At 55.8% G+C, this 5135-nt stretch carries 2 tRNA genes and 2 rRNA genes; all 4 read left to right on the top strand.

The window, feature by feature from the left end:
* Positions 1–215: 215 nt before the first annotated feature.
* The 4 genes from ACFSRY_RS08070 to ACFSRY_RS08055 all read left to right on the top strand — a co-directional run bounded on the left by ACFSRY_RS08070 (position 216) and on the right by ACFSRY_RS08055 (position 5134).
* Positions 216–1738: ribosomal RNA gene (locus tag ACFSRY_RS08070) — 16S ribosomal RNA — on the top strand.
* A 124-nt stretch (positions 1739–1862) separates the two neighbouring features.
* Positions 1863–1936, top strand: a tRNA-Ile gene (locus ACFSRY_RS08065).
* An 11-nt stretch (positions 1937–1947) separates the two neighbouring features.
* Positions 1948–2021, top strand: a tRNA-Ala gene (locus ACFSRY_RS08060).
* A gap of 221 nt (positions 2022–2242) precedes the next feature.
* Positions 2243–5134 (top strand): 23S ribosomal RNA (locus ACFSRY_RS08055).
* Together the 16S and 23S rRNA genes with 2 tRNA genes alongside form the textbook arrangement of a ribosomal RNA operon.
* Position 5135 lies beyond the last annotated feature (1 nt).

Genomic DNA, 5135 nt, shown 5'->3' with positions numbered 1-5135 from the left:
GAAGGGGTTAGAGGGAAACACACGCTGCGAGGCGACAGGCAAGGAAAGTAGTTCCTTGGCAAGTTCTTTGAGAGATTGTTGAGACAGAAAAAACATACAAAAGGATAAGGTAATCCGCGCAGGGCCGGTCTTCGGACCACCTGCGCCTTAAACAAGGAAGGCCGGGGTCGAACGGACACATGAGCAAGCCCTCGGGCTTGCGTAAATTAACTTTTACAATGGAGAGTTTGATCCTGGCTCAGGATGAACGCTAGCGGCAGGCCTAATACATGCAAGTCGAACGGATCAGGGGGCTTCGGTTCCCTGGTTAGTGGCGCACGGGTGCGTAACGCGTATGCAACCTGCCTTCTATTGGGGGATAGCCCCGGGAAACCGGGATTAATACCGCATAAGACAGTACTCCGGCATCGGAGAGCTGTTAAAGCTTCGGCGATAGAAGATGGGCATGCGTGCCATTAGCTAGATGGCGGGGTAACGGCCCACCATGGCGACGATGGCTAGGGGTTCTGAGAGGATGGTCCCCCACACTGGTACTGAGACACGGACCAGACTCCTACGGGAGGCAGCAGTAGGGAATATTGGGCAATGGCCGAGAGGCTGACCCAGCCATGCCGCGTGCAGGAAGAAGGCCTTCTGGGTTGTAAACTGCTTTTATCTAGGAAGAAAACGCCCATGCGTGGGAAACTGACGGTACTAGATGAATAAGCACCGGCTAACTCCGTGCCAGCAGCCGCGGTAATACGGAGGGTGCAAGCGTTGTCCGGATTTATTGGGTTTAAAGGGTGCGTAGGCGGCCCGTTAAGTCAGCGGTGAAATCCCACGGCTCAACCGTGGAACTGCCGTTGATACTGGCGGGCTTGAGTTCGGTCGAGGCGGGCGGAACTGGTGGTGTAGCGGTGAAATGCATAGATACCACCAAGAACCCCGATTGCGTAGGCAGCTCGCTGGGCCGAAACTGACGCTGAGGCACGAAAGCGTGGGGAGCGAACAGGATTAGATACCCTGGTAGTCCACGCCGTAAACGATGATGACTCGATGTTGGCGATACACTGTCAGCGTCCAAGCGAAAGCGTTAAGTCATCCACCTGGGGAGTACGCCCGCAAGGGTGAAACTCAAAGGAATTGACGGGGGCCCGCACAAGCGGTGGAGCATGTGGTTTAATTCGATGATACGCGAGGAACCTTACCTAGGCTAGAATGCGCGTGACAGCTCCAGAGATGGAGCCTCCCTTCGGGGCACAAAGCAAGGTGCTGCATGGCTGTCGTCAGCTCGTGCCGTGAGGTGTTGGGTTAAGTCCCGCAACGAGCGCAACCCCTATCTCTAGTTGCCAGCGCGTCATGGCGGGGACTCTAGAGAGACTGCCTTCGCAAGAAGTGAGGAAGGTGGGGACGACGTCAAGTCATCATGGCCCTTACGCCTAGGGCTACACACGTGCTACAATGGCCGGTACAGAGGGTCGCCACCTGGCAACAGGGCGCCAATCTCAAAAAGCCGGTCTCAGTTCGGATCGAAGTCTGCAACTCGACTTCGTGAAGCCGGAATCGCTAGTAATCGCGTATCAGCAACGACGCGGTGAATACGTTCCCGGGCCTTGTACACACCGCCCGTCAAGCCATGGAAGTCAGGGAGACCTGAAGCCGGTGACCGTCAAAGGAGCCGTCTAGGGTAAAACTGGTAACTGGGGCTAAGTCGTAACAAGGTAGCCGTACCGGAAGGTGCGGCTGGATCACCTCCTTTCTAGGGTCGACGCCCGGCCTTCCGGCGCAGGTCCCGGCGCGGATGCCCCCTTCCTTTGTATTTTTCTGTCTCGGCAAACCTCAAAACCTACGATGGTGGCTGTGAGGCGCCCAGCTCTCATTCTGGGCTTGTAGCTCAGGTGGTTAGAGCGCTACACTGATAATGTAGAGGTCCGTGGTTCGAGTCCACGCAGGCCCACTATACACACTGGGGGATTAGCTCAGCTGGCTAGAGCGCCTGCTTTGCACGCAGGAGGTCAACGGTTCGACTCCGTTATTCTCCACACCAAACACAACGCACAGGTAAGAACGGCAGGTTTTTACCTCACACTTAGGAACGGCAAGAGAGGAAGGCGAGAGTGAAAGCTCCCGGCCCGGCGCTACGAGCTTGAGACTAGGAAAAGTTCTTTGACATGATGGGAGAGAGAATAATAGTTTAGGTTATCGAAAGATAACTCATGCAATAACGAGAAAAGAGGCGGGCCGCTGCCACAGTGCAGCGGCCGAGAACGCAGATAAGGGCGCATGGGGAATGCCTAGGCTCTCAGAGGCGATGAAGGACGCGACAAGCTGCGATAAGCCGCGGGGAGGGGCACATACCCACTGATCCGCGGGTTTCCGAATGGGGCAACCCGGCTACTTGAAGAGTAGTCACCCTAAGGGGGGCGAACCCGGAGAACTGAAACATCTAAGTACCCGGAGGAAGAGAAAATAACAATGATTCCGTAAGTAGTGGCGAGCGAACGCGGAAGAGCCCAAACCGGTCGAGTCACGGCTCGGCCGGGGTTGTAGGACCACGCTGTGGGACCAAAGATTGAAGTGTAACAGACTGGGAAGTCTGACCATAGGGGGTGATAGTCCCGTGCACGTAAGCTCTTTGGCCCTAGTGGTATCCTGAGTAGGGCGGGACCGGAGAAATCCCGCCTGAATCCAGCGGCACCATCCGCTAAGGCTAAATACTCCTGAGAGACCGATAGTGAACCAGTACCGTGAGGGAAAGGTGAAAAGTACCCTGAATAAGGGGGTGAAATAGATCCTGAAACCATGCGCTTACAAGCGGTCGGAGCTGCTACGTGCAGTGACGGCGTGCCTTTTGCATAATGAGCCTACGAGTTACTCCTCCCTGGCAAGGTTAAGCTTCTTGAGGAGCGGAGCCGGAGCGAAAGCGAGTCTGAACAGGGCGCACAGTCAGGGGGGGTAGACGCGAAACTTTGTGATCTACCCATGGGCAGGATGAAGTTTGGGTAAAACCAAATGGAGGTCCGAACCAGTTTACGTTGAAAAGTATTTGGATGACCTGTGGGTAGGGGTGAAAGGCCAATCAAACTGAGAAATAGCTCGTACTCCCCGAAATGCCTTTAGGGGCAGCGTCGTGGTGGAGTCATATGGAGGTAGAGCTACCGATAGGACTAGGGGGAGTCACATCCTACCGAATCCTGACGAACTCCGAATGCCATTTGATATACACGGCAGTGAGGCGCGGGGTGCTAAGGTCCCGCGCCGAGAGGGAAAGAACCCAGACCGCCAGCTAAGGTCCCAAAGTCCACGCTAAGTTGAACAAAGGGGGTCCAGTTGCCTAGACAGCCAGGAGGTTGGCTTGGAAGCAGCCATTCCTTTAAAGAGTGCGTAACAGCTCACTGGTCGAGCGACAGGGCATCGATAATAATCGGGCATCAAGCATGGCACCGAAGCTGCGGATTGCAGTTTACTGCACTGGTAGGGGAGCATTCCAAGGGCGACGAAGGCGTCCCGGCAAGGGGCGTTGGAGCGCTTGGAAAAGCAAATGTAGGCATAAGTAACGATAATGCGGGCGAGAAACCCGCACACCGAAAGACCAAGGTTTCCTGATCAACGCTAATCGGATCAGGGTTAGTCGGGTCCTAAGGGCGAGGCGAAAGCGCAGTTCGATGGACAACTGGTTAATATTCCAGTACCGGCACGTCATAGCGATGCGGTGACGGAGAAGTGAAAGGACGGCGCGCTGACGGAATAGCGCGTTTAAGGCCGTAGGTATTGGCCCGGTTGTGAAGTACGCCGGGCTAGCTGAACGCCGAAAGTACTCCAAGCCCTCGGGCGCGGAGATCGTCCCTAATCAGGCTCCCTAGAAAACCCGCTAAGCGTTTAAATGGCTTGCCGCCCGTACCGCAAACCGACACAGGTGGTCGAGGAGAGAATCCTAAGGTGCTCGAGTGAATCACGGCCAAGGAACTCGGCAAAATGGCCCTGTAACTTCGGGAGAAGGGGCGCTTCCTCCAGGCAACTGGAGAAGCCGCAGTGAAAAGGCCCAGGCGACTGTTTAACAAAAACACATGGCTTTGCGAAATCGAGAGATGAAGTATAAGGCCTGACACCTGCCCGGTGCCGGAAGGTTAAGAGGGGATGTTAGCCGCAAGGCGAAGCATTGAATCGAAGCCCCGGTAAACGGCGGCCGTAACTATAACGGTCCTAAGGTAGCGAAATTCCTTGTCGGGTAAGTTCCGACCTGCACGAATGGTGTAACGATCTGGGCGCTGTCTCAGCCGTGAGCTCGGTGAAATTGTAGTCTCGGTGAAGATGCCGAGTACCCGCAACGGGACGGAAAGACCCCATGAACCTTTACTATAGCTTAGCATTGACGCTGGGTAACTCATGTGTAGGATAGGTTGGAGGCTGTGAAGCGGTGTCGCCAGGCATCGTGGAGCCGTCCTTGAAATACAACCCTTGAGTTGCTTGGCGCCTAACCTCCCACAGGGGGGGACAGTGCTTGGTGGGTAGTTTGACTGGGGTGGTCGCCTCCAAAACAATAACGGAGGCTTTCAAAGGTGCCCTCAGCACGCTTGGTAACCGTGCGCAGAGCGCAATAGCATAAGGGCGCTTGACTGTGAGGCCCACAAGCCGAGCAGGGTCGAAAGACGGATATAGTGATCCGGTGGTTCCGCATGGAAGGGCCATCGCTCAAAGGATAAAAGGTACTCTGGGGATAACAGGCTGATCTCCCCCAAGAGCTCATATCGACGGGGAGGTTTGGCACCTCGATGTCGGCTCGTCACGTCCTGGGGCTGGAGAAGGTCCCAAGGGTTCGGCTGTTCGCCGATTAAAGTGGCACGCGAGCTGGGTTCAGAACGTCGTGAGACAGTTCGGTCCCTATCTGTTGTGGGCGTCGGAGATTTGAGGGGTCCTGACCTTAGTACGAGAGGACCGGGTTGGACGAGCCTCTGGTGCACCTGTTGTGGCGCCAGCCGCAGCGCAGGGTAGCTACGCTCGGACGGGATAAGCGCTGAAAGCATCTAAGTGCGAAACCCGCCCCAAGATGAGATCTCCCTTAAGGGCCGTCCAAGACGAGGACGTCGATAGGCCGCAGGTGTAAAGCTGGAGACAGCAAAGCCGAGCGGTACTAATTGCCCGAGCGCGTTCTCAAA

It is taken from the genome of Pontibacter locisalis, assembly GCF_042684605.1.
GTDB lineage: Bacteria > Bacteroidota > Bacteroidia > Cytophagales > Hymenobacteraceae > Pontibacter > Pontibacter locisalis.
This window is presented reverse-complemented; position numbering and strand designations above follow the sequence as displayed.